The organism is Colwellia sp. 12G3 (assembly GCF_002836775.1).
Lineage (GTDB): Bacteria > Pseudomonadota > Gammaproteobacteria > Enterobacterales > Alteromonadaceae > Colwellia.
The window spans coordinates 767,520-791,010 of the sequence record NZ_PJAQ01000068.1 but is presented as its reverse complement, the minus strand read 5'-3'; the positions used below and the strand labels follow the sequence as shown (position 1 = coordinate 791,010).

The window sequence follows — 23,491 nt, the reverse complement described above, 5'->3', positions numbered from 1 at the left end:
CGAACCATTTAATGAACGTAACAATTACCATATAAATTATCTATTAAAGATTTTTAATAAAATAAAAAACAGAGATATCCTAAATGATGAAAAAGTTTTTATTAACCTTAACGACAGCAGTAGCATTCAATTGCTTGTGTTTCGTTGGTCAAGTCAGTGCTGCTAATTACACTCCTAATTTTAAGGGCACTGAAATTACTGAATTCGTTGTTAGTGTGGGTAAAACTTTAAATAAGACCATGATCATTGATCCGAATGTCCGCGGAAAAATCAATGTTCGTAGTTATGATTTGTTATCTGAAAAGCAATACTATCAATTTTTTCTCAATGTTCTTGATGTCTACGGTTATGCTGCGGTGGAAATGGATAACAATATTGTTAAAATTATTCGTAATAAAGATGCTAAAACAGCGGCTATCCCGGTCGTTGGCGATGATAGTAATATCATGGGTGATGAAATGGTTACCCGTGTTGTTGAAGTCAAAAATGTCACCGTGCGTGAATTAGTTCCACTTTTACGACAACTATCAGACCAAGCGGGTGGCGGTAACGTCGTTAATTACGATCCCGCTAACGTGATTATGTTAACGGGCACTGCAGCTACCGTTAATCGACTGGTTAAAATTATTGAACGCGTTGATAGAGCGGGCGATCAAGATGTTGAAATCATCAAGCTCAAATATGCTTCAGCGGGTGAAATGGTGCGTATTATTGAAGCGATGAATAAACCAACTGGTGCTAAAGCAGGCCAACCTACCTTTTTAATTCCTCAAATTGTTGCCGACGACCGTTCTAATAGCGTCATCGTTAGTGGTGAAGTGAAAGCACGAGAGCGTGTGGCACGTTTAGTTAAACGTTTAGATAGCGAACTAGAAAGTAATGGTAATACCCGTGTGTATTACCTTAAATATTCTAAAGCTGAAGATTTAGTGAAAGTACTCCAAGGTGTTAGTGATTCAATTGCATCCGACACTAGCACGGCGACGACAAAAGCGCGTACCAGTAAAAAAGGTGATGTGAGTATTGATGCGCACGAGTCAACTAATGCCTTAGTGATTACCGCCCAACCAGATATGTTGCGATCTTTAGAGGCGGTAATTCGTCAATTAGATGTTCGACGTGCACAAGTCTTAGTTGAAGCTATTATTGTTGAAGTGTTTGAAAGTGACGGTATTAGCTTAGGTGTGCAGTGGTATAACGAGGCAGGTGGTTTTACTCAATTTACTAATGGCCCTGCCAGTATTTCTTCGGTTGCAGCTGGTGCAAAAGCTGCAGAAGATATACCTGGGAATTATGTACCTCCAGTCTTTAGCCCTAGTAATGGTGAAATTGTGACACCGGGTTACACAGAAGAGGGCACCAATGGTGATTACAGTATCATCGCACAAGTATTAGGCAATGTTAGCGGCATGATGTTTGGTATTGCTAAAAATGACTGGGGCGCTATTGTGCAAGCGGTCAGCAGTGATACTAATTCTAATATTCTAGCGACACCCAGTATAACTACCTTAGATAATGAAGAAGCCTATTTTATTGTTGGGCAAGAAGTCCCTATTATCACAGGCTCAGCGACGGGCAGTAATAATGCCAATCCATTCCAAACCGTTGATCGTCAAGAAGTGGGTATTAAGCTACGTGTAACGCCGCAAGTGAATGAAGGCAATGCGGTGCAATTGGTTATCGAACAAGAAGTTTCATCGGTTAGTGGTTCAACAGGTGTTGATATATCAATAAACAAGAGAGAAATTAAAACAACGGTGATGGCTGATAGTGGCGACACTGTGGTACTCGGTGGTTTGATTGATGAAGACGTGCAAGAGAGTGTACAAAAAGTACCCATTCTAGGTGATATACCCATTATTGGTCACTTGTTTAAATCAACCACAAATAGCACACGAAAACGTAATTTGATGGTGTTTTTACGCGCTACTATTGTCCGTGATTCAGCGTTGATGACAGAGATTAGTGAATCAAAATATAACTACATTCGCGCAGACCAAATTCGCAAACATGAGGAAGGTTTGTCATTAATGAGTAATGAAAATATGCCAATATTACCGCAGTGGCAAGACAAATTGACTTTACCACCATCATTTGAAGATTATCAGCAGAAGTTGGATGAAAAAAATATCGAATTACCTAAACCACCGACAGCAACAGAAGGCGTTGTTGCGGAAGAGAAGCAATAATGTCTGATGAAGTAGAAATTACTGCTATTGATGAGGCAGAGCACGCACAAGTGAGTAGCACTTGGTTATTGCCGTTTTCGTTTGCTAAACGGCACAGTGTTCTCATTTCTACTGATGAAGAAACAGGTGGTTATATTTTACACTGCTTGGCTGACGTAAATTTTGATATTATTTTAGAAGTGCGTCGTGTACTTAAAGCGCCTTTTGAATTTGACTTTTTACAGCTGCCAGCTTTCGAATTATTGTTAACGCAAGCATACCAAAGAGACTCTTCTGAAGCACAGCAAATGATGGAAGATATCGGTAATGAAGTTGATTTATATTCACTTGCCGATGAGCTCATTGAAAGTGAAGACTTACTTGAAAATGAAGACGATGCGCCAATCATTAAACTGATCAATGCTATGCTCAGCGAAGCGATCAAAGAAAGAGCTTCGGATATTCATATAGAAACCTTTGAAAATACACTACAAATACGTTTTCGAGTTGATGGGGTTTTGCGTGAAGTGCTTAAGCCTAATCGAAAACTCGCATCGTTGTTGGTTTCTCGAATTAAAGTCATGGCAAAGCTCGACATAGCTGAAAAACGCATTCCTCAAGATGGTCGTATCTCATTACGCATAGGCGGACGTGCAGTTGATGTGCGTGTTTCAACTATGCCAACGGGTCATGGCGAGCGTGTGGTATTGCGTTTATTAGACAAAAATGCGGCTCGGTTAGATTTAAAGCATTTAGGTATGACCGACACTAATCGTATTAATTTTTCCGCACTGATAGAAAAACCGCATGGCATTATCTTAGTAACAGGTCCAACAGGCTCAGGTAAAAGTACCACGCTTTATGCAGGGTTAACTCAGATAGATGAGAAAGAGCGCAATATTTTAACCTGCGAAGATCCCATTGAGTATGCTATTGAAGGTATAGGGCAAACTCAAGTCAATACAAAAGTGGACATGACCTTTGCCCGTGGTTTACGTGCCATTTTACGTCAGGATCCTGATGTGGTGATGGTGGGTGAAATTCGAGATTTAGAAACAGCACAAATTGCTGTGCAGGCAAGTTTGACGGGTCACTTGGTTTTATCAACTTTGCATACCAATACAGCCGCAGGCGCAATAACCCGTATGGAAGATATGGGCGTAGAGCCTTTCTTATTGTCGTCGAGTTTATTGGGCGTATTGGCTCAACGTCTTGTACGTACCCTCTGCCCACATTGTCGGGAAAGTCATTTGCCGGATGCAGAAGAAAGGCAATTATTAGCCTTGCCAGATGATAATGAATCAGTGATTTATCGTGCTGTTGGTTGCAGTGAATGCAGCTTTAAGGGCTATCGAGGCCGAGTAGGTATTCATGAGTTATTACCTGTTGATGAAAAAGTACGTGAACTTATTCATAATGGTCAAGGTGAACAGGCTATTGAAAAATACGTACGACATTCTAGTGCGAGTATTCGCCGAGATGGTTTTGATAAAGTCATGTTAGGGCAAACCACTTTGGAAGAGGTCTTGCGAGTTACTCGTGAAGATTAACAAGAAATTATTAACGATGAAGCAAATCTACTCAAAATAAGTAACTAATATAAGCAATTATGGCAGCATTTGAATACCAAGCGGTAGATAGTCGCGGTAAAAATAAAAAAGGCGTTATCGAAGGCGATACGGCTAGGCAAGTACGTGGCTTATTACGTGAACAAGGTTTAATGGCAACCTCAGTTACGGCAACATTAGCGAATAATAAAAAATCTAATGATAAAAAGGGCTTATCAGCTAGCTTTAGTCAAAGTGCTGGCGGTAAAGTTTCTGCCGCAGAGTTAGCACTTATCACGCGTCAATTGGCAACGTTAATTGAATCCGGATTACCTTTAGAAGAGTCGCTCATTGCGGTTGCAGAGCAATGTGAAAAGAACCGTATTAAAAGTATGATCATGGGCGTGCGCACCAAAGTAACTGAAGGCTATGGGTTATCAGAAAGCATGGCCGAATACCCTAAAGCCTTTAATCGCTTGTATAGAGCTATGGTGGCAGCAGGAGAAAAGTCAGGACATCTGGATAAGGTGCTTAATCGCTTGGCTGATTATACCGAGAAACGTCAACAGATGCGCTCGCAACTTATCCAAGCGCTTGTTTACCCAATTATCATGACGGTTGTTGCTGTTGGCGTAATTGCTATTTTACTGACGGCTGTAGTCCCTAAAATTGTCGGTCAGTTTGAACATATGGGTGAGAATTTACCCGGCACGACTCAGTTTTTGATTGCGAGTAGTGATTTTCTTCGGGATTATGGCTTAGTACTAGTAATACTGGTGGCAGCACTGGTGTTGTTATTTTCACAGTTATTGAAAAAACCCAACTTTGAAATGGCATTTCATCAATATTTATTACAGATACCAGGTATTGGTAAAGTCGCTAGAGGTATTAACACTGCGCGTTTTGCTCGTACATTAAGTATCTTAACGGCAAGTGCAGTCCCCTTGTTAGAAAGTATGAAAATCTCAGGTGAGGTACTTGATAACTTATATATTAAAAAACAAGTGAAAGCGTCGACCGATAAGGTACGTGAAGGGTCGAGCTTACGTGTGTCATTGGAACAAACAAAGTTGTTTCCACCTATGATGTTACACATGATTGCTAGTGGCGAAAAAAGTGGTCAATTAGAGCATATGTTAGGCCGTGCGGCAGACAACCAAGATAGAGAGTTCGACGCGTTAGTGAGCATTTCATTAAAAGCATTTGAGCCAGCTCTTATGGTTTGCATGGCGGGAGTCGTACTCTTTATTGTAATGGCTATTTTAGAACCCATTTTACAACTTAATAGCCTAGTGGGTGGCTAAAATTTAGTTATCAGTTTTACAGTAGTTATAACCGTTACCTTTCAAAGTTCACTCTAAAAGAAGCATATTGATTGGAAGCGAGTATAGATTAATTTATCAGACGTTAGGAAAGCAATATGAACATAAAAAAAGTACAAGGTTTCACTTTACTAGAAGTGATGGTAGTTATTGTTATTTTGGGTATTTTAGCCAGTATGGTTGTACCAAATTTAATGGGTAGCCAAGAGCGCGCTAATATGCAAAAAGCGATATCAGATGTCACGGCACTAGAAACGTCTTTGAGTTTATATAAGATGGATAATTACGACTATCCAACGACAGAGCAAGGACTTGAAGCGCTAGTTGAACGAACAAATATTGAGCCAGAACCACGTCGTTTTCCTGAAGATGGTTACATTAAACGTTTACCAAAAGATCCATGGGGTAGTGAGTACGTATTATTAAATCCAGGCGAGCAGGGTAAAATGGATGTGTTTTCAGTGGGACCAGACAGAGAAGCCGGTACAGAAGATGATATTGGTAATTGGAATTTGGGCGACTTCCAATAGTTTCAGTCTTAACTTGTTGCTGTAAAATTCAATTAAGGCGTCAATTGTACTCATTGACTAGCGTCAACTCCGTGCCTTTTCCTTCTAATTGAGCTTTACAGCTTAAAGTTAAAACGTAACTCATTACCTTATGAAGCTAAAACTATTAAACCAAGCATCATCAATAGCAAAAAATCGTGGCTTCACCTTAATTGAGGTGATGGTGGTGGTAGTGCTGATTGGTCTTATGGCCAGCTTGGTGCAATTTAACTTTTCCGGGAATAATCCAGAGGATAAGTTGCAGCATGAGAGTGCCCGTTTTGCCGCCATTTTTGAAGTGGCAGCTGAATATGGCATGCTTAATAATATTGAATTAGGTTTAATCGTCAAAAAAGACAGCTATCAGTTTGTCGGTTATGACGGTACCCAATGGGCTGAGATTCCGGAACAAGATTGGCAAGCTAATATCACGCTACCTGAAGAAATAGAAATCAGCATAGAGCTAGATGATTTACCTATTGAAGAGCCAATGCTTTTTGATGCAGACACCTTTAGAGAAAAAGATGAAGACGATTTCACTTTGTTATCGAAAGAAGATCAAGAGAAAAAAATAATCCCACAAGTCTATATTCTCTCTGGGGGCGATCTAAGTCCTTTCAGTGTCACTTTTCGTTTAACTAAAGAGTTGGCATATATTGAAGGTGCAGAAGATTTAGCTTATCGCGTTACCGGTTTATACAGTGTGCCGCTAACTATTGAGGGACCCCTGCTCGATGACTAATAAAGTTAATCACTCTAAACCGCTTGGCTTTACCTTAATTGAAGTCATGCTGGCCATGGCTGTTTTTGCGATTGCGGGTGTGGCTTTGCTTGGCGTAGCGGATAATAATTATCGTCATATTAGCCATTTAGAAGAGCAAATGTTTGCTAATTGGGTCGCATCGAATCAATTGGTTGAAGTGAGTTTAGATAAAACTTGGCCGCCGAAAAATAACCGTAAAGGCAAGGTTGAGATGGCCGGTAGAACTTGGTATTGGCAACAGAAGGTGATTAAAACAACGAATAAAGAATTACGTTCCTTAGTGATGGAAGTAAGATTAAAAGAAGATGATGAGTTAGTCAGTGCTAGCCTAATGACTTATCTTGCTCAGGATAAACCCTGATGAAGGTAATAATTAATACAGAGTCTAAATCAAGTCATCAAGGTTTTACCTTGCTAGAAGTACTGATCGCTATTGCGATATTTTCCGTGGTAAGTTTGGCGAGTTTTACCATTTTTGATACCGTTTTACGCGGGGATGAAAATTCAAAGCTTCGTAGTGAAAGGCAAAATGAGTTACAACGTGCCTTCTTATTGATGGAAAGAGATTTTACTCAAATAGCTAAACGTACCATGCGTGTGAATGGTGAAGAGCCCAGTAAGGGATTTTTGCAAACCTCAGATGACAGCTTTTTAGCCGATGAGCAAGCGATTGCTTTCGTAAGAAATGGCTGGACAAATCCCGGATTATTGTTACCGCGCAGTGATATGCAAAGTGTTGCCTATCGTCTCGTTGATGAAACACTACAACGCTTACATTATAATTTTGTTGATGCTGTTGTCGGTCAAGAGCCGAGAGTAAGGCCTTTAGTTACTCAAGTAACTAGTTTGGCGTTTGAGTTTTATGATGGCGAAAAATGGCAAAAAAAATGGTCTGGAGAAGCCTTACCGCAAGCTATTGCTATTGAAATTGAAACTGAAGATTATGGCTTGATTCGTCGTCAATTCTTAGTGGCGGGTGATCTTGGTGCTGATGAACAGAGTAAGACTTAATTTATGTTTATTAAACTGATATCTAGCCATTTAATTGGAAAAAATCAGCGGGGTGTGGCTTTAATTACCGTGATGCTTATTGTTGCTTTAGCCTCGATTATTGCGGCGCAAATGACTACCCGATTACAAACACAAATGCAGCGTAGTACCAATATCAGTTTCAATCAACAAGCATATTGGTATGCTTTGGGCGCTGAAGCATTCTCTAAACGCGTGTTAATTACAGCGTTTAAAGATGAGCCAGATGTGACACATCTGGAACAGATTTGGGCTGAAGAGGGCAATAATTACCCGGTTGATTTTGGCGAAATAAGTGGTGAAATCAGTGATCTACAAAGTTGCCTAAACCTTAATGCTTTGCATCCTAAAGCAAAAACAAAAGCTGAAGCTGCTGATAGTGGCTCTGACAAGTCGCCTAGCTCATCAAAATCAGAGAGTAGAACCGATAGTACAGTAACACCAAAAAGCAAATCAGGTAGTGATAAACAGCTACCTGCAGCAACCGTACTAGAAGCGCTAATTATTGATTTAAATATAGAAGATGTGGGGAATTTTGAAGCTGAAGCTATGGTTAATGCGTTGACCGATTGGCTTGATAGTAATGATATGATAACGGGCTCAGGTGGCGCGGAAGATAATGATTATGCTTCACGTGAATTTCCTTATCTTGCAGCGAATAGTTATTTAGCGAGTGTCAACGAATTAAGATTAATTGAACACTTTACGCCTGCCGTTATTTTAGCGTTGACTCCCTATGTGTGTGTACTGCCTCAAAATGCTCAGCACCTAATAAATATCAACACCCTTGATGCGGAAAAACCAGAATTATTGCAAGCTTTACTTGATTCAAGTTTAGAAGATGCGCAGGAAATCCTTAGCGCACGAGACAGCTCTGGCTATGAAAATTTAGAGGATTTCTATAAGCTACCTGAATTAAGTAAGATCAAAATGGAAAAATGGCAAAAAGCTCAGTTCGTTATCGATAGCCAATACTTCAAATTGAAAGCCAGTGCACGTTTTAATAATAGCTATTTTGCTATGAGTTCAATAATGAAAGTTAATGACACCCAACAAATTCAAGTAATTAGTCGTACTATAGGACGTAACTAGTGACAGAAACATTATTTATCCGTTTAGGAAGTCAAGCGCACAATTCCATCCATTGGTTGGTTGTCGCTGATACTAGCAACAATGAACAGGAAATTATCGCAAGTGGTGAGCTAAAAGATGCTCAACAACTTAGTGAACTTACCAGTAAAGCTGAGCAACGCCAGATTAAAGTTTTGGTTCCTGGCTGTGATGTACTGCTGAAATCCTTAAAAGTCCCTGCCAAATCTTCTAGAGCAATGCGTTTAGCAGTACCGTATATGTTGGAAGACGGTTTAGCTGAAGACGTTGAAACGCTATTTTTTGCTTATGCTGATTTAGCTAATGATGAGCAGGGGAATAATTGTTTTACCGCCATTGTGGCTCATAACCAGATGCAACAATGGCTTTCATGGTTGGCGGATGCTGATATATATACTAAATACATTTTACCCGATGTATTAGCGATGCCATTCACCCAAGACGGGTGGAGTGCTATAAGCCTTGGTGATGCGAATCAAGAGCAAATCATTGTTCGTCAAAAAATTTGGCAGGGATTTACTTTAGACGCAAGTGCTTGGCAATTACAATGCCAGGCCTTTTCGATAGAGACACCTGAGCACAATGAAAACAGTGAAGACAATGAAGGAAATGATCAGCAAAGCAGTGTCAGCATTGAAGCATATTCCCGCTTAGCACATAGTGAGAAATTAGCGGTAAAAGCTATGCCTGAAGAGTTGCCTTTAGCATTAATGGCGGCGAATTATGGTAGTAAATTAAATCGTTTTAATTTACTACAAGGTCAATATCAGATTAAACAAAATCGTAGTCATGCAGGACAACAATGGTTATGGGTGGCGGGTGTTGCCATGTTTGCTCTTCTACTTAGTTTAGGTGATAAAAGTATGCAGCTATGGCAGCTTAATGCCGAGCAAGAAAAAGTTGAACAAAACATTGTTAACAGTTACAAAAAAGCATTTCCAAAAACAAAACGAGTACGGGTTTCGACAATAAAATCCCAATTGAATCGAGAATTAGCTTTACTCGGTGGCGTGGGTGATAAGCAAGGCTTTTTAGCTATGCTTGCTAAATTACAACCTGCCTTTACTAAAGTACCAGCATTAAAACCAGAGTCGTTAAAGTTTGATGGTAAGCGACAAGAACTTCGTATTCAAGCAACAGCGAAAGATTATCAAGCTTTTGAGAAGTTTAGTGTTGCATTAAACGCAGCCAATTTGACCGTTAAGAAAGGTTCGCAAAGTAATGAAGGCGATCAAGTAACAGGCTCCTTCAGCATCACGAATAAAGACAATAAAAAAGGGTCAGATAATAAAAAAGCTCCGCCCCAGCAGCAAAGTAATAAGGAAGCATCATAATGAAAGCATGGTGGCAACAACTAAACAGTCGAGAGCAACGCCTTGTGGCCGCGATGGCACTGGTTTCTATCGTCTTTATTTTTTATAGTGCGATATGGCAACCGATAAATAACAGTATAGCTGCGGCTAATAGTAAGTTAACAAGGCAGCAAGAATTGCTAACTTGGGTGCAAGAAAACACTGCTTTGTATCAGCAAGCTAAACGCGCTGGTGGTAAGTCTAACCTTAGTGGTAGCATATCTAGTGTGGCGAATCGTAGTGCAAAAACCTATAAATTGACCATTACTCGAATGCAGCCTCAGGGTGATGACTTACAAGTGTGGATAGACAGCACACCTTTTACACAATTGTTGTTTTGGTTGGAGCATTTAGCTAACAATGAAGGTTTGCAAGTGATGGCTATTGATTTAACTCATGGTGATAAAGCTGGTGAGGTGAAAGTTAGACGCTTGCATCTTGCTAAGCAGTGACCTAAACGGTAGTCAGTATCGATACGAATATCGACACGAATATTGAAGTGATGCTTAACTGCAGTAGCTAACGTTCACAACATACAAAATAATAGAAGATAGAGAAATTAGATGAAGAAGTGGTTTGCTGTTATGGCAATTTTTTTGAGCAGTTATGTATTCTTTTTAGTGGCAACAATGCCACTAGCATTTTTGATAAACAATATAGAACTACCTAAGAATATCCAAATTGATACTGTTTCTGGTTCAATATGGCAAGGCGAAATTGCACAACTTGCAGTGAATAATAATCAAGTTCAACAAATTAAAACAGAGCTTAGTTTTTGGTCATTGTTAATTTTGTCACCATCAGTAGATGTTAGTTTTGGTGATGCCACTTCAGCAGGGCCTGAAGGAAGGTTTACCTTAACGATATCTTCTAATAAATTACAACTACATGATGTTGAACTTTTTATTTCAGCGAATGATATTGCTAAAAAACTGCCATTACCTATTCCCGTCACTGCTCAGGGGAATATCGAATTATCATTTAGAGAATTGGTACTTAATAGCTCAGAAAAATTAGTTTGTCAGCAAGCGCAGGGACAAGTTAGTTGGTTACGCTCAGGTGTGGTTGCTTTGGAAAACAACATTAAATTAGGTAAAATAGACGCAGATTTGAATTGTGAAAAGGGTGATTTAATAGCCCAAATACTGCCTAAAAACAATCTAGGTTTGAGTTTTACTGCACGTTTATCATTAGCTGATCAAAAAGCGTCTGGGCAAGGGTATTTAAAACCAGGGAAAAACTTCCCCGCGGAGTTACAATCAGCCTTATCGTTTCTTGGCCGTCCAGATAATCAAGGTCGCTATCAGTTAAAGTTCTAGTTGTTAGTCTATCGACAGAAATTAGTCGTGGCAAGCCACGTGATAGGATCTAAAATCGCTTGTTAGTGATCCTATTCATGCGCAACTTTAGGTAAGATCGGCCAGTCTTTGGCATTTAGCCTACCTTGCTCAATCATTCCACCTAGTCCTTGTAGCCCACCGGTATGCAATAACACAATGCGTTCATGGGCTTTGAAGTAGTCTTGTGAAATTAAATCAAGTAAAGCTAAAATCATCTTACCTGAATATACTGGCTCAAAGGTTATGCCTGTGTGTTGGTTGAAGGCTATGATACGTTCCACATCAACGCTACTAAACTTGCCATAACCACCTCGGTGAAACGTTGTTAGTAATTCCCAGTTTTTATGTGTCAGCCCTTCAGGCGTAAGTAAGCACTTAACTTCATCAACTAAATACTCTGCTTGTTTTAATACCGCCACTCCTAAAATTTTATGTTGTTTGCTATTGGCGACACTGTCCCCAGAAATCAAGCCAGCTAGAGTACCGCCACTGCCTACAGGAGTGATCAAAGTATCGAAATCGGTTTGGCTATTTAATTCTGTTAATACCTCTGCTACACCTGGGATGGCGAATGTGTTACTCCCCCCTTCGGGTATAATAAAGTGGTGGGGATATATTTTACTAAGTTCATCAATAAAGCCTGTCTCAAAGCGGCGACGGTAAGTTTTCCTATCGACAAAATAACAGTGCATGCCCCAGTGCCTAGCCCAGCGTAAAGTGAAATTGTTCACATAGTGCGATTCACCCCTAATAACACCAACACAGGGAATATTTTCTTGTTTGCATGCGTAAGCAAAGGCATGAATATGGTTAGAGTAACTGCCGCCAAAAGTTAGCGCACCTTGGTAGTTATTCTTTTTAAGTTGTTCTAGGTTGTATTTAAGTTTACGCCATTTATTGCCCGAAATTATGTCATGCAGTAAATCATCGCGTTTTACTCTGACATCAATATTATGTTTATCGAAGAGGGGGTGCTGTATTTTTTCTAATAATGACAATGGTTTACGCATGGTTTTATAATTAAAGCTGAGTTAACGAAAAGTATAGAGGTTATTATAAACGATATCGTTACTTGCCCAAGTATTTCTTAGCGCTATTTCCTTCGATGGAAAAGCAAATATATATAGAATTAGCCGTTATAATTATTGTATAAACGACTAATAAACTTAGCTAATAGGGGCTAGTAAAGCTTGCTCTACAGGTAAATAAAAGGGTATATTGCTAATAATTTTAGCCATGATGCGATATTGCCGATAAATGTCATTTTTAACGAAAATAAGCCAAATTTTTTCAAAAAAAAGTTCAAGTCAGCGTCTTGGTATTGCTTTTCAGCAGCAGGGTGTCTCCTTATGCTCAATTCCTCAGCAAAAACTTAATAGCCCTATTGATGAAAATAAAACAGCTCAAGTGCTGTTTCATCATGAAAAGGCTAATTCAGCACACTTTTCGAAGGCTATTCAGACATTACACGATAACTGTGAACTTGAGGGAGTCGCTAGCTTAGTACTCAATGAAGCACAATCTCAAGTGGTACAAGTTGACAAGCCTAATGTACCTGATAATGAAATTAACAGCGCGCTGAAGTGGCAAATTAAAGATCTAGTGAGTATATCTCCTGCCAATATGGTGCTGGACTATTATGATGCTCCCACCCTTGCTGGAGGCCAAGAAAGAATTAATGTGGTTTGCGCTCCCTTAGATGAATTAAAGAAACTAGTGACAGCGACAGAGCAAGGCATGGTTAAAGTAAGTGCTATTACTACCCAAGAATTTGCTTTTGCTAACTTATTACCGCCACAAAATGATGCATATTTATTAGTTTGCCAGCAGCCTAATGAAGAGATTATTTTAATCATCGTTAAGCAAAAACAAATATTCTTTCAACGCCGTTTACGAGGATTTTCTCAAATAGCGACTAAAACAGTAAATGAGTTATCTCTTACTGTTGTTGATAATCTCAGCTTAGAAATTCAACGCTCTACAGATTACTTTGAACGTCAGTTAAAACAAGCACCAATTAAAGGTATTAAAGTTTTATTACCCATTGAGTTGGAAGGTTTCTTGGTAGATAAACTAGCAGAAAATAGCGCAGTGCCCGTGAGCTTACTTGAATTACCAAGGCCGTATCATCAACATCGAGAATTTGGTGCTGTAATCGGCGCAAGTTTAGAGGATGTCCCATACAATACTGAGGCAGAAGTTTTAGCGGGAGCGCGTTATGACAACTAAACAGTCTATTAATTTATTGCAAGCTGAGCTTTTTCCAGAACAACCCTTATTAACATTACCAAGAGTGGTAGGTGTTTGGTTAGGGTTATTCTTGGTGATGGTTAGTTGGGCGGTAGCTACTGAAGTCAATTATAGACAGTCAGGCGCTAAATATGATGCTTTGTTAATCGAGCAACAGCAAAAACAAAAGCTTGCTCAACAGTTAGAGTCTCAACTGAATAATAGGCAAGTATCACCTGCTTTGATGCAAAACTTAGGCACGATAAAGTTAGTTATGCAGCATAAAAATGCACTATTAGTTAAACTAACCGACTCAAACGAAACGTTTGCAGGCGGCTTTGTTATGGCGATGAACGATCTGTCAGCTATGCATCATAAAGATATTCGATTACAAACCATTAGTATCAATGCCAACGATATGAGTTTTACCGGGTTAGCCCGAAACCCTCAAGCGGTACCCGCATGGTTAGCAGGATTTAAAACATCTCGTTTATTATCTGGCAAAGCGTTTGTGCAATTTAAATTGGCTAAAAATGAACAAAATATTACCGAGTTTGTTGTCAGCTCTATAGCGAACAAGGGTAAAAGCTAATGAAGCACCAATGGCAAAACTATAGTGATAAGTTTCTTCAGCTAACAAGTCGCGAGCAGTCTTTACTGCTACTAACAGGCCTAGTGGCAATATTTTTTATTATTTCATATATTTTTATAGATGATAAAAGTGCCAGAGTTATTACCTTTGACAAGCAAAGCCGAGTAATGACGTCTGGTAATCAAACGCTTAATTTTACTATTAAAGAATATCAAACGGCACTAAAGCAAGATCCTGACCGTGATACCGTTAAACAAATCGCTCAACTTGAAGCTAAACTGGCTAAAATTGACAGTAAATTAGTGCATTTAACGACAGAGTTGATTAGCCCGAGTGAAATGCGTGAAGCGCTACTTAAACTACTTAATCTAGAGCCTGGTGTATCATTACTGTCTTTCGAATTAATGGGTGCTAAACCGTTATTAGATTTAGCAGTGCAACCACAAATCGATGCTGCAGATAAGGTTGCACCAACAAAAGAGCAACTTGGTTTAAACCTATATAAACACGGTATAAAAATCAAATTGTCAGGTAAATACTTCCAACTGCGTAATTATTTACAGCAGCTTGAGCAGTTATCGTGGAAGTTTTTTTGGCAAGATTTTCAATTCGAAGTGAAAGAGTATCCGCGCAGTGAAGTAGATATAACGATCTACAGCTTAGGGTTAAATAAGGAGTTTATTGGTGTTTAAAGCTCATTTTAATTCATTGTTAGCCACAAGCTTAGTTGCGGTAACAATACTGATTTCTTCAGTAAGTCTGGCTTCCGATGTTGATCCTACTCGGCCTTTTGGCGTAAGTGCTTCTGGCAGCAATAATCAAATAAAGCGTGATGACGGCTTTATATTGACGTCGATCATCCACGGTGATGGCATTCATACTGCGGTGATTAATGGCAAAATAGTCAAAATGTTTGACTCTATTGGAGAGTATCGCATCACCGCAATTAACAGTCATAGCGTGATCTTACGTAGTAAATCTAAACACTTGAAAATTAATATTTTTAAAAGTAAAGGTTTTAAAAGTAACGTTGTAGAAAATACGGTAGCTAACTAATGATAAAAACAAGTCCCCCTATGAAAAAAATAAAATTAAAAATTGCCTTATCAACGTTATTTTTAGCCTTAGTCGGCTGTCAATCAGTACCTAATGACCCGGTTGAAATTAAAGAAGATTTAGATGCAGCGATTAACCAAACAAACAAGATTAATGGGCCGAAACCGTTAACACAAGTGCCAAATTCAGTACAGCAAGAGTTGATGTTAAATAACATGAACCAGGCTAAGCAAGGTATGTTGGCTGAAAAACGTTTGGAAATTTCGGCAACAGAAGTCAATGCAAAAGACTTTTTTCAAGCCATTGTTAGAGGCTCACGTTATAACGTAGTTATTCACCCTGATGTAAGCGGACAAATATCATTAAGCTTAAATAATGTTACGTTATCGGAAGCACTGAGCGTTGTTGAAGAGGTCTACGGTTATGAAATCGTTCGCCATGGCAACGTTGTTCAGGTTTTTCCTCCGGGCATACGCACTGAAACAATCGCCTTAAATTACTTGTTCCTTAAACGCTTTGGTTCATCGAGCACCACTATTAATTCTGGTGGTGTCTCAGAAAATGACCCTAATAGCGGTAATAATAGTAATAACAATAGCGGTGGCAATAGCAATAGTAATAGCAGTAACAGTAATAGCCAGAGTGGTAATAGTGGTTCGAGTAATCAAAGTAGTGGTATCAATTTATATACTGAGAATGAGTCAAATTTCTGGGATGAATTGAAAGAATCATTAACCGCTTTTGTTGGAACGGGTGAAGGTCGTTCAGTCATTGTTTCACCACAAGCAGGTTTGGTGACAGTACGTGCGTTGCCACAAGAAATTACCGCGGTTAAGAAGTTTATCACAGCGACTGAAAGCCATTTACATCGCCAAGTAATCATTGAAGCAAAAATCATGGAAGTCACACTTAATGATGATTTTCAGCAAGGGATAAAGTGGGAAAAAGTACTAGACCAAGTAGGTAGTGCAAATATTGTTTACTCTACAACAGGTAATATTGTTGGTAATGTTATTTCGAACACCATTGGTGGTGTTAATAGCATGGCGTTTAGTAAGCAAACTAATGGCAGCAACTTTTCTGGCGTTATAGAGTTATTACAAACTCAAGGTAATGTGCAAGTACTTTCTAGTCCACGTATTACCGCCACTAATAACCAAAAAGCGGTTATTAAAGTCGGTGAAGATGAATACTTTGTGACTGAAGTTTCCAGTACGACAACAACAGGTACTTCAACCACCACAACACCTGAAGTTGAACTAACACCTTTTTTCTCTGGCATTGCATTAGATGTAACCCCACAAATTAGTAAAGATGGTAGTGTTATTTTACATGTTCACCCATCAGTGACTATTACTAAAGAGCAGAACAAAACTATTCAGATTGGTAGTGAACAACTTATATTGCCATTAGCGCAAAGTAGTGTTCGAGAATCAGACACCATTATCCGTGCTCAATCAGGTGAAGTCGTGGTTATTGGTGGCTTAATTGAAACGTATAAAGTTGATATAGAATCTAAAACTCCGTTTTTAGGTGATATACCTTACCTTGGTGAGTTATTTAAGAACAAATCTCAAACAACGCAAAAACGTGAATTAGTTATCATGCTTAAACCCATTGTTGTTGGTCAAGATACGTGGAAAAACCAGTTACAAGATGCACGCAGTTTATTGACAAAGTGGTTCCCAGAAGACGTTGCAGCGTGTGAGTTATCAGCTGAGGGTACGTTAACACAGGAATGCCAAGAGCAATGCACTGATGCGGAATATGCAAAAGAACATCTCGTATGCCAAGCGGCAGCTGACACTAGCGCTAATAATCTAAACAAATAACTATTAGCACTTAGTTATTTAGTTTTTGTTATTTAGCTTAATTGGTAAATTTATTATGTACTTATATCATTTTGGCTTAGGAGAGTTACCTTTTACTTTAACTCCTAATACAAATTTTTATTTGCCAATGACCATGCATGATGAAGCTTTAGCCGTGTTATCAACCGCACTACAAACAGGCGAAGGTTTCATTAAAGTAGTGGGTGAAGTCGGTACAGGTAAAACATTATTGTGTCGAAAGCTGCTAAATGAAATACCAGAACACTTCGTCACGGCGTACATACCAAATCCTTATCTCAACCCTGATGAGTTAAGGCGAGCGGTTGCTGTAGAGCTTGGCGTTAAACAAGCGCAACGTATGTCGGTACAGCTGCTTACGCAGAGAATTCAAACGCGTTTATTAGAATTACATAGCCAAGGGCATTCGGTAGTACTGATACTTGATGAAGCACAAGCGTTACCTGAAGATAGCTTAGAAGCGTTAAGGTTGTTTACTAATTTAGAGACTGAAACACGTAAGTTATTGCAGGTGGTTTTGTTTGCGCAGCCAGAGCTTGATGAGCGTTTAGCAAAAACAGAATTTAGACAACTAAAACAACGTATTACTTTTGCCTATAAATTACGCGCTATGAATGCTCATGAAGTACAACAATATATTCATCATAGGTTACAAGTTGCGGGCTATAAAGGTGCAGAGCTTTTCCCCGTAAGGATATGCCAAAACATTGCGCGAGTTAGCCAAGGTGTTCCACGGTTAGTTAATGTTTTGTGTCACAAAATGCTAATGCTTGCTTATGGTGAAGGACATTACAAAATGACGGTTAAATTACTAAAAGCTGCGGTAAAGGATACGGAAAGTATTGAACAAGGCTCAAAAATAAGCTTGTTGGCTTTTACATGTTTAGGGGGATTGAGCGCCTTATTATTAGTCTATTATACCTTGGTGGTTAAATAATGAGTGTCATTAATCAAATGTTGAAGGACTTAGAACAACGAAGTCCTGAGCCTAATGCCCATTCCGTCCAACCTGGTCATGTCGAATCATCTTATTCACCAATAAAAATTGCATTACTCAGCGGTATTTCTGTCTTTGGTATTTGTTTAATTAGCTTTTATGTTTGGCAGTTAGTTAGTGAAAATACCGCGTTAAAAGCTGAGAAAATTAGTAATCAAGTTACTCAGCAAATAAGTAATCAAACAACTAGTCGCGCTAATGCTTTACAAAGTAGCCAAAAAACTCCGCTTAATAAATTAGACTTAGTTGAAAATAAAACGTACCAAGCGGCAATTTCTATCGCAAAGCCTCAGCAAGACAATAAGCAAATCAATAAGAATGAAAATCTGCAGGTGATATTACCTACTAAGGTTGATGTATCCGGGCCGAGAACTTTAGACAAGGTATCAGCGAATCACAACGCTGACAATAATTCTCAGCGAATAGCAGTAGAGCCGTTAGTAAATAATGACTCAAGTCGAGTAACACCAGCGAAGAAAACGGCAGTGATAGTAGATGAACATAGCCACTTAGGAACCGTTTCAAGCCATAATCATGACGTTGCTAATGGCGGTAAAACTGAAAGTAGAAGCAATGCAAATAAAATGTCGGTGTCCCGCCGTCAATTATCGGCGGATGAACTAGCAGAGCAAAAGCTTACACTCGCTGAAAAAGCCTTATCGGCCAAGCAAATTGAGCAGGCTGAAAAACTTTTAGAAGAAGTGGTTATCCTCAAACCAAATGATAGCCAAACGCGTAAAAAATTAGCGGCTTTATGGTTTGGGCGTCAAGCCTATCAAGATGCGGTAAATTTACTATCACAAGGTATTGCTTTAAACAGCAAAGACAGTAGCTTACGCCAGATGAAGGCTCGCATTCACTTAAGGCAAGGACAAGTTGTTGCAGCATTAAATACCTTGAAACCCTTAGCCCAGTTAAAAGATGAGCAATATCAAATTATGCTGGCAAATACTGCACAGCAAGCACAACAAAATGAAGTGGCTGTTGAGGCATATAAAGTACTGATAGCTATGCAGCCTGATATTGGACGTTGGTATCTTGGTTTAGCAGTATTACATGATAAAAACAGCCAATTTACTTTAGCCAATAAGGCTTATAAACAAGCACTGACAAAAAATGATTTATCCGTTTCTTCAGTAAATTTTGTTGAGCAACGCATACAAGCAATAGGACAGTAGGACAAATTATGGCAGCACCCAAATTAAAGATGCGTTTAGGTGACTTATTGGTTCATGAGAACATCATATCCAATGAGCAACTTATGCAAGCGTTATCAAGTCAAAAGCAAACGGGTCGTAAGCTCGGTGACACCTTAATTGAGCTTAATTCTTTATCTGAAAGACAATTGTTACAGTTTTTGGCACAGCAATTAGATGTACCCTTTATGGATATTTCGCAACATAAAATATCACCTAATGTTGCTAGTTTACTGCCAGAAGTTCATGCCAGACGTTTAAGAGCCTTAATTATTGAAGACAAAGGCGCTTCAGTCTTATTAGGAATGAGTGATCCTGCAGATTTAAGTGGCTTAGATCAGCTTGAACGAATGTTATCGCCTAAACGCATTGAACTGGCGGTAGTTTTGGAGTCACAGATTTTTGATGCCTTCGATAGCTTATACCGTAGAACGGCTGAAATAGAATCTTTCGCCAGTCAGTTAGAGGAAGAGTATGAAGAATCTTCTAGCTTTGATCTTTCTACGACCTTTCTTGATGAAGGCGGCGATGCAACCGTAGGTAAGTTATTGCAATCAGTATTTGAAGATGCAGTACAAATGCGCGCTTCAGATATTCACATTGAACCGGAAGAGCATCAACTGCGTATCCGTCAGCGTATTGATGGTGTCTTACAGGAAAAAATCCTCAAAGAAAATAAAATTGCCTCTGCCATGGTGTTGCGACTTAAGTTGATGGCTGGTCTTGATATATCCGAAAAACGTATTCCACAAGATGGTCGTTTCAATTTAGATATCAGTGGTCATAACATTGATGTACGTATGTCTACAATGCCAGTTCAATACGGCGAATCGGTAGTAATGCGTTTATTAGACCAATCTGCGGGTCTTTTATCATTAGAGCAAACGGGTATGCCGGCTGATATTGTTAAGCGTGTGCGCTTACAAATTCATCGTCCACATGGCATGGTTTTAGTTACTGGCCCTACGGGTAGTGGTAAAACTACAACATTATATGCCGCGTTAAGTGAATTGAATGAAGCGAGCAAGAAAATAATTACCGTTGAAGATCCGGTTGAGTATCGCTTACCCCGAATTAACCAAGTTCAAATTAACACTAAGATAGGTTTAACTTTTTCAAGTATTTTACGTACTGCACTTCGCCAAGATCCCGACATTATGATGGTGGGTGAAATGCGAGACCAAGAAACGGTAGAAATAGGTTTACGAGGCGCAATAACGGGTCACTTAGTCTTATCTACCTTGCATACCAATGATGCGATAACAAGTGCTTTACGTTTAATTGATATGGGCGCAGCAGGGTTTTTAGTGGGTAGTGCACTGAGAGCGGTTGTAGCTCAACGACTTGTCCGTAGAGTGTGTGACTCATGTGCCATTGAATATCAAGCAGATGAACAGGAACTGTTTTGGTTAACTAACTTAGCAGGCGAGCAGGCAAGAAATAGCCAATTTATGCAGGGAAAAGGCTGTCAAACCTGTCAATATACCGGCTATAAAGGCCGAGTAGGTGTGTTTGAGTTACTTGAAATGAATGAAGGTATGATGTCCGCATTAAAACGCAATGACAGTGAATTATTTGCTAAGTTAGCTAAGGCAAGCCCTAGTTTTACCCCTTTAGCGAAAGCGGCTTTTGATTATGCAGTGCAAGGTACTACTACTGTCGAAGAAGTATTACGTCTAGTTGAAACTATTGATATTAATTAATCAACCATACAGAAATTTAGGCAAATAACGTATGTTAGAACATAGAGAGTTTTATGGCGTCATTTAATTATACAGGGCGAAATGCCAGCGGTAGCCAAGTAAAAGACAACATTGAAGCTGCCAATGTAGATATTGCCGCGGAAAAATTATTTAAAAAGGGGATTACCCCTATTTCTATTGTCGCCGTGCCGGAAGGTAGTACTAGTGGCGCGAGTGTAGATGTTTTTGAATTACTTAATAATGGTAGGGTCTCACTAGAAGAGTTAATTGTTTTTTGTCGCCAGATGTATGCTCTTATGCGCTCAGGTGTACCGATATTACGCTCAATTAATGGCATGATTGAATCGGCTAATTCATCAGCGCTCAAAAAGGCATTAACAGATATAGGTAAGCAACTTGAAGGGGGTTATACTTTTTCTTCGGCATTAAATAATCACCCTAAGATTTTTGATCATCTTTTTGTCTCTTTAGTCCATGTAGGTGAAAATACTGGTCAGCTAGACCAGGCATTTTTTAAGTTAACCTCTTACCTCGAACGTGAATTAGATACCCGTAAACGTATTAAAGCGGCGTTGCGCTATCCTAGTATGGTACTTATTGCCATCTCTGCAGCTATGGTTATTTTAAATATTTTTGTTATTCCGACATTTGCCGATATGTTTTCTCGGTTAGGGGCTGATCTTCCGCTTGCCACGCAGTTTATTATTGCCAGCTCCAACTTATTTATAAATTATTGGCACTACATGTTAATTGCCATTTTTATGATTATTTTCATGATTAAAGAATCTCTAAAGACAGAGAAAGGACGATATCAGTGGGACAGGCGTAAGATAAAAATACCTATTATTGGCAGTATTATCGAACGTTCTATATTGGCCCGTTTCGCCCATAGTTTTGCTATAGTATTAAAAGCAGGTGTTCCTATGACCACAGGTTTAACGCTAGTGGCTGAGGCGGTTGATAATAGTTATATGCAGAAAAAGATTTCCGCTATGCGCCAAGGTATTGAAAGTGGCGATAGCTTATTACGTTCTGCTGTTGCCAGTGCCTTATTTACGCCTTTAGTATTGCAGATGGTAGCGGTAGGTGAAGAAACTGGACGAGTGGATGAATTACTCACCGAGGTAGGTGATTATTACGAGCGAGAAGTTGATTATGACTTGGCAACCCTAACAGCAAGAATTGAACCGCTACTCTTAGTGGTTGTTGCTGTTATGGTGTTGGTATTAGCATTAGGTATTTTTACTCCTATGTGGGATATGGCCTCAGCCATGAAAGGTTAGCAGTAATAATCATGGAAAAAACACCCAGTGCTACTGAGAAAAAGCAAGCTTCAATCATTGAATTTTTAATAGTAATAATAATCGTTGCAGTACTGATGAAACTGTTAATAGACCTTTTTTTTAGTCAGCAAGAAAAAATAACGAATACCGTTTTTGTCGGTTTAGCGCAAAGTTTTACCAGTAAAGTGAACGTAGTTCATGGTCAATGGTTAATGGATGAACAACCTAATGTTGTCGTGTTGAGTCGATTGAGTAGTAATGAAAAGCAGTATGTTAATGTTAATAGGTTTGGTTGGATTGATAATAACCATACTAGTTTAGCCTGTCATAATATTTGGCAGCAAACATTAGCAATGCCATTGCAGGTAGTTAAATCGGTAGTAATAGCGATTGAAATTCACAATAAAGCTATTAAAAACGGGCGTTTATGCCGTTATAGTATTGCTAACGGGCAATCTTTTGATTATCGTACTGATACAGGGAAGGTAAAGCAGGTTAATTAATTTGCTATAGTAGATAGTGATGTTGAATTGAGGTTTAAATAGTAATTTATTTAGCGTGTACAAGTAATTACATTAATTCAGTATTGAAATCTGGTTAGCCCTGAATCATAATGTTATTATTCAAGCCAAGATCAGTTAAATACAGAGTTTGGGCTAACGCTCACAGAGTAAAACTTAAAGCGTCAACTGATAAAGAAGGTTATCTCAATGATAAAAAATATTTTCCATCCAAGTATTATTCTCAATAGTCGGTTACAGACAGGTTTGCGTGCGCCAAAACAGACAGGTTTTACCTTAATTGAATTGGTTATTGTTGTTGTTATTTTAGGTTTTCTAGCTGCAACTGCTATTCCAAAATTCGTTGATCTCACTGAACAAGCTAAACAGGCCAATATTGAAGGCATGGCAGGCGGTTTTGCTACTGGGGTATCGTTAGCGCGCTCACAATGGGAAGCTGAAGCTCGCCCAAAAGATACTAATAATATAAACATGGTTAATTATGACGGAACTATCGTCTATTTAACCAGTGAAGATCGTACATCTTCTCCAACTATTAGCCCTGGCTATATTGTTGGTACTAACAGTGGTGCCGGTATTAATGCTAAAACCATGGCAATAGCTGATTGTATTAGCGTATGGAATAGTTTGTTACAGCAACCGCCGTCACTTGCGAGTAGTGTTGCTGATATTAATGCTGATGGTGGTTTTCGTTACTTAGCCAATGTAACCGGCAGCGGTTCATCGACATTATGCCATTACCACTTGAAAGAAACATTATCTCGTAACAGTACCGGAGCCTATATTGCTCCATCGCCGTTAACGGAGGTAGGTAATAGTTTTACTTATCAGCCAGCAAATAGCTCAGTCATTATTTATATAAATGATAAACAACCGTAAAATAAT

Annotated in this window: 23 protein-coding genes; 22 read left to right on the top strand and 1 reads right to left on the bottom strand. The window is 39.1% G+C overall.

Annotated elements, in window-relative coordinates; translation table 11 throughout:
- The first annotated feature begins 83 nt into the window (after positions 1-83).
- The 11 genes from gspD to CXF71_RS20975 all read left to right on the top strand — a co-directional run bounded on the left by gspD (position 84) and on the right by CXF71_RS20975 (position 11,158).
- Entirely contained in the window at positions 84-2,189 is a 2,106-nt protein-coding gene (gene gspD / locus CXF71_RS21025) for a type II secretion system secretin GspD (protein ID WP_101234862.1), read from the top strand.
- Positions 2,189-3,718 carry a type II secretion system ATPase GspE gene (gene gspE / locus CXF71_RS21020; protein ID WP_101234861.1) on the top strand — a complete coding sequence of 510 codons (1,530 nt, stop codon included), beginning with the start codon at positions 2,189-2,191 and terminating at the stop codon, positions 3,716-3,718. The genes gspD and gspE overlap by 1 nt, the downstream gene beginning before the upstream one ends.
- Positions 3,719-3,777: 59 nt before the next feature.
- Positions 3,778-5,019, top strand: a complete 1,242-nt coding sequence (gene gspF / locus CXF71_RS21015; protein WP_101234860.1) for a type II secretion system inner membrane protein GspF — start codon at positions 3,778-3,780, stop codon at positions 5,017-5,019.
- 116 nt (positions 5,020-5,135) lie between these two features.
- The gene (gene gspG / locus CXF71_RS21010; protein WP_101234859.1) at positions 5,136-5,567 is read left to right on the top strand and encodes a type II secretion system major pseudopilin GspG; all 432 of its coding nucleotides are present in this window, start codon (positions 5,136-5,138) and stop codon (positions 5,565-5,567) included.
- 130 nt (positions 5,568-5,697) lie between these two features.
- Positions 5,698-6,327, top strand: a complete 630-nt coding sequence (gene gspH / locus CXF71_RS21005) for a type II secretion system minor pseudopilin GspH (protein ID WP_101234858.1) — start codon at positions 5,698-5,700, stop codon at positions 6,325-6,327.
- Positions 6,320-6,709, top strand: a complete 390-nt coding sequence (gspI, locus tag CXF71_RS21000) for a type II secretion system minor pseudopilin GspI (protein ID WP_101234857.1) — start codon at positions 6,320-6,322, stop codon at positions 6,707-6,709. Before gspH ends, gspI begins: the two co-directional genes overlap by 8 nt.
- Complete coding sequence (gspJ, locus tag CXF71_RS20995) at positions 6,709-7,359, top strand: type II secretion system minor pseudopilin GspJ (RefSeq protein WP_101234856.1); 651 nt, start codon at positions 6,709-6,711, stop codon at positions 7,357-7,359. Before gspI ends, gspJ begins: the two co-directional genes overlap by 1 nt.
- Positions 7,360-7,362: 3 nt before the next feature.
- Complete coding sequence (gene gspK, locus CXF71_RS20990) at positions 7,363-8,469, top strand: type II secretion system minor pseudopilin GspK (protein WP_101234855.1); 1,107 nt, start codon at positions 7,363-7,365, stop codon at positions 8,467-8,469.
- Positions 8,469-9,821: a type II secretion system protein GspL gene (gene gspL, locus CXF71_RS20985; protein WP_101234854.1), complete on the top strand. Its 1,353-nt coding sequence runs from the start codon at positions 8,469-8,471 to the stop codon at positions 9,819-9,821. Before gspK ends, gspL begins: the two co-directional genes overlap by 1 nt.
- Entirely contained in the window at positions 9,821-10,291 is a 471-nt protein-coding gene (gene gspM / locus CXF71_RS20980; RefSeq protein ID WP_101234853.1) for a type II secretion system protein GspM, read from the top strand. Before gspL ends, gspM begins: the two co-directional genes overlap by 1 nt.
- A 111-nt stretch (positions 10,292-10,402) precedes the next feature.
- The gene (locus tag CXF71_RS20975) at positions 10,403-11,158 is read left to right on the top strand and encodes a type II secretion system protein N (RefSeq protein ID WP_101234852.1); all 756 of its coding nucleotides are present in this window, start codon (positions 10,403-10,405) and stop codon (positions 11,156-11,158) included.
- Between the two features lie 71 nt (positions 11,159-11,229).
- On the opposite strand, the gene CXF71_RS20970 is transcribed toward CXF71_RS20975, so the two are convergent.
- Complete coding sequence (locus CXF71_RS20970; RefSeq protein WP_101234851.1) at positions 11,230-12,189, bottom strand: 1-aminocyclopropane-1-carboxylate deaminase/D-cysteine desulfhydrase; 960 nt, start codon at positions 12,187-12,189, stop codon at positions 11,230-11,232.
- Between the two features lie 247 nt (positions 12,190-12,436).
- Between CXF71_RS20970 and CXF71_RS20965 the strand changes: the two genes are divergently transcribed.
- The 11 genes from CXF71_RS20965 to CXF71_RS20915 all read left to right on the top strand — a co-directional run bounded on the left by CXF71_RS20965 (position 12,437) and on the right by CXF71_RS20915 (position 23,485).
- Positions 12,437-13,408 carry a hypothetical protein gene (locus CXF71_RS20965; protein WP_101234850.1) on the top strand — a complete coding sequence of 324 codons (972 nt, stop codon included), beginning with the start codon at positions 12,437-12,439 and terminating at the stop codon, positions 13,406-13,408.
- The gene (locus CXF71_RS20960; RefSeq protein WP_101234849.1) at positions 13,398-14,000 is read left to right on the top strand and encodes a PilN domain-containing protein; all 603 of its coding nucleotides are present in this window, start codon (positions 13,398-13,400) and stop codon (positions 13,998-14,000) included. The genes CXF71_RS20965 and CXF71_RS20960 overlap by 11 nt, the downstream gene beginning before the upstream one ends.
- A complete protein-coding gene (locus CXF71_RS20955; protein ID WP_101234848.1) occupies positions 14,000-14,692 on the top strand; it encodes a hypothetical protein in 693 nt (230 codons plus the stop codon). Before CXF71_RS20960 ends, CXF71_RS20955 begins: the two co-directional genes overlap by 1 nt.
- Positions 14,685-15,056, top strand: coding sequence for a hypothetical protein (locus tag CXF71_RS20950; RefSeq protein ID WP_101234847.1), 372 nt, complete (start codon positions 14,685-14,687; stop codon positions 15,054-15,056). The genes CXF71_RS20955 and CXF71_RS20950 overlap by 8 nt, the downstream gene beginning before the upstream one ends.
- 20 nt (positions 15,057-15,076) lie before the next feature.
- On the top strand, positions 15,077-16,888 hold the full coding sequence (mshL, locus tag CXF71_RS20945; protein ID WP_232771567.1) for a pilus (MSHA type) biogenesis protein MshL: 1,812 nt from the start codon (positions 15,077-15,079) through the stop codon (positions 16,886-16,888).
- 55 nt (positions 16,889-16,943) lie between these two features.
- Positions 16,944-17,843, top strand: coding sequence for an ExeA family protein (locus tag CXF71_RS20940; protein WP_101234845.1), 900 nt, complete (start codon positions 16,944-16,946; stop codon positions 17,841-17,843).
- Positions 17,843-19,081: a tetratricopeptide repeat protein gene (locus tag CXF71_RS20935; RefSeq protein WP_101234844.1), complete on the top strand. Its 1,239-nt coding sequence runs from the start codon at positions 17,843-17,845 to the stop codon at positions 19,079-19,081. Before CXF71_RS20940 ends, CXF71_RS20935 begins: the two co-directional genes overlap by 1 nt.
- 8 nt (positions 19,082-19,089) lie before the next feature.
- The gene (locus CXF71_RS20930) at positions 19,090-20,802 is read left to right on the top strand and encodes a GspE/PulE family protein (RefSeq protein ID WP_101234843.1); all 1,713 of its coding nucleotides are present in this window, start codon (positions 19,090-19,092) and stop codon (positions 20,800-20,802) included.
- A 53-nt stretch (positions 20,803-20,855) separates the two neighbouring features.
- Positions 20,856-22,085 (top strand): type II secretion system F family protein, encoded by a 1,230-nt coding sequence (locus CXF71_RS20925; RefSeq protein WP_101234842.1) that lies wholly within the window; start codon positions 20,856-20,858, stop codon positions 22,083-22,085.
- Positions 22,086-22,096: 11 nt separating this feature from the next.
- Positions 22,097-22,588: a hypothetical protein gene (locus CXF71_RS20920; RefSeq protein ID WP_101234841.1), complete on the top strand. Its 492-nt coding sequence runs from the start codon at positions 22,097-22,099 to the stop codon at positions 22,586-22,588.
- Positions 22,589-22,795: 207 nt separating this feature from the next.
- Positions 22,796-23,485 carry a prepilin-type N-terminal cleavage/methylation domain-containing protein gene (locus tag CXF71_RS20915; RefSeq protein WP_101234840.1) on the top strand — a complete coding sequence of 230 codons (690 nt, stop codon included), beginning with the start codon at positions 22,796-22,798 and terminating at the stop codon, positions 23,483-23,485.
- Positions 23,486-23,491: the final 6 nt, after the last annotated feature.

Bases quoted from the DNA above. Each gene is read 5' to 3' on its own strand.
- gspJ (WP_101234856.1), top strand. From the start codon at position 6,709: ATGAAGGTAATAATTAATACAGAGTCTAAATCAAGTCATCAAGGTTTT.
- CXF71_RS20975 (WP_101234852.1), top strand. From the start codon at position 10,403: ATGAAGAAGTGGTTTGCTGTTATGGCAATTTTTTTGAGCAGTTATGTA.
- gspI (WP_101234857.1), top strand. From the start codon at position 6,320: ATGACTAATAAAGTTAATCACTCTAAACCGCTTGGCTTTACCTTAATT.
- CXF71_RS20940 (WP_101234845.1), top strand. From the start codon at position 16,944: ATGTACTTATATCATTTTGGCTTAGGAGAGTTACCTTTTACTTTAACT.
- CXF71_RS20960 (WP_101234849.1), top strand. From the start codon at position 13,398: ATGACAACTAAACAGTCTATTAATTTATTGCAAGCTGAGCTTTTTCCA.
- CXF71_RS20970 (WP_101234851.1), bottom strand. From the start codon at position 12,189: ATGCGTAAACCATTGTCATTATTAGAAAAAATACAGCACCCCCTCTTC.
- gspH (WP_101234858.1), top strand. From the start codon at position 5,698: ATGAAGCTAAAACTATTAAACCAAGCATCATCAATAGCAAAAAATCGT.
- CXF71_RS20965 (WP_101234850.1), top strand. From the start codon at position 12,437: ATGTCATTTTTAACGAAAATAAGCCAAATTTTTTCAAAAAAAAGTTCA.
- gspG (WP_101234859.1), top strand. From the start codon at position 5,136: ATGAACATAAAAAAAGTACAAGGTTTCACTTTACTAGAAGTGATGGTA.
- CXF71_RS20930 (WP_101234843.1), top strand. From the start codon at position 19,090: ATGGCAGCACCCAAATTAAAGATGCGTTTAGGTGACTTATTGGTTCAT.
- gspK (WP_101234855.1), top strand. From the start codon at position 7,363: ATGTTTATTAAACTGATATCTAGCCATTTAATTGGAAAAAATCAGCGG.
- gspD (WP_101234862.1), top strand. From the start codon at position 84: ATGATGAAAAAGTTTTTATTAACCTTAACGACAGCAGTAGCATTCAAT.
- mshL (WP_232771567.1), top strand. From the start codon at position 15,077: ATGAAAAAAATAAAATTAAAAATTGCCTTATCAACGTTATTTTTAGCC.
- gspM (WP_101234853.1), top strand. From the start codon at position 9,821: ATGAAAGCATGGTGGCAACAACTAAACAGTCGAGAGCAACGCCTTGTG.
- CXF71_RS20955 (WP_101234848.1), top strand. From the start codon at position 14,000: ATGAAGCACCAATGGCAAAACTATAGTGATAAGTTTCTTCAGCTAACA.
- gspE (WP_101234861.1), top strand. From the start codon at position 2,189: ATGTCTGATGAAGTAGAAATTACTGCTATTGATGAGGCAGAGCACGCA.
- CXF71_RS20925 (WP_101234842.1), top strand. From the start codon at position 20,856: ATGGCGTCATTTAATTATACAGGGCGAAATGCCAGCGGTAGCCAAGTA.
- CXF71_RS20935 (WP_101234844.1), top strand. From the start codon at position 17,843: ATGAGTGTCATTAATCAAATGTTGAAGGACTTAGAACAACGAAGTCCT.
- gspF (WP_101234860.1), top strand. From the start codon at position 3,778: ATGGCAGCATTTGAATACCAAGCGGTAGATAGTCGCGGTAAAAATAAA.
- CXF71_RS20920 (WP_101234841.1), top strand. From the start codon at position 22,097: ATGGAAAAAACACCCAGTGCTACTGAGAAAAAGCAAGCTTCAATCATT.
- CXF71_RS20915 (WP_101234840.1), top strand. From the start codon at position 22,796: ATGATAAAAAATATTTTCCATCCAAGTATTATTCTCAATAGTCGGTTA.